This is a genomic window from Vibrio sp. 704 (assembly GCF_033339295.1).
The window spans coordinates 1-888 of the sequence record NZ_JAWOUH010000212.1; the positions used below are offsets into that span (position 1 = coordinate 1).

Sequence of the window (888 nt, forward strand, 5' to 3'; positions counted from 1 at the left end):
TGAAACATCGCAGTAGCGTCGAAATCGGTGGTCTAAAAATGGCACTGATTGGCCGAGTTCCCGGTTCTATTGCTGGTGGCTTCATGCTGTTCTTTGTCTCCACTCAAGCACTGACGTTGTGGATCGGTTTACTCGTTCTATTCGCGGTTATCGTCAGTGTGCTTCCGTTTCGTATTGAACCTACACCTCAGCGTATGACGTTAGCTGGATTTTTCTCCGGTTTGTTTGGTACCAGCTCGGCAATCGGTGGCCCTCCGATGGCATTGCTATTGCAACATCAAGAAGCGAATCAGTTACGTGGTAACTTGTCGGCATTTTTCGTATTCAGTTCTATCATCTCTCTGGTGGTTCAAATCCCAGCGGGCTTCTTTACGTTGCACCATCTTGTGATTACGATTCCGTTGCTACCAGCTGCCGGGCTTGGGTATTGGCTTGCGATGAAAACGACGCAATCGCTGCCGAAAGAAAAGATTCGTTTTGGTGCGTTACTGCTGTGTTTTGTTAGTGGCTTTACGGCAGTCGTACAAGGGCTGAACCTGTAACAATTAGGCGCGATGATAATCACTTTACAAACGCCTTTTGCGCTATACAATCGCGTCACTTTTTCTTCATCTCAATGAGCAATAGCCTATGAATCATCGTCACTACGGCAATTTTATGGCTGCGTTATCCTTCGTTATTTGGGGATTACTGCCGGTTTACTACCGTTTTCTTCCTAATGCTGCAATGGATGAGTTGCTAGCATGGCGCATTATTGGCTCGGTACCCGTAGGGATTCTTATCGTCTACGCGGTGACTCGCCATTGGCCAAATTGGTCACAGGTGTGGCGAGATAAAAAGTCTCTTTGGTATACCTTTGTGGCAAGTAGCCTAATGTGTATTTCTTGG

Annotated in this window: 1 protein-coding gene and 1 pseudogene; both read left to right on the top strand. The window is 46.8% G+C overall.

All coding sequences use genetic code 11. The annotated features are described in order from the left end of the window. On the top strand, positions 1-542 hold a 542-nt coding region (locus R7R24_RS25520; protein WP_318119903.1), incomplete at its 5' end, for a sulfite exporter TauE/SafE family protein. A gap of 88 nt (positions 543-630) precedes the next feature. Then, positions 631-888 (top strand): annotated as a pseudogene (locus tag R7R24_RS25525) (EamA family transporter RarD); the annotation flags it as partial.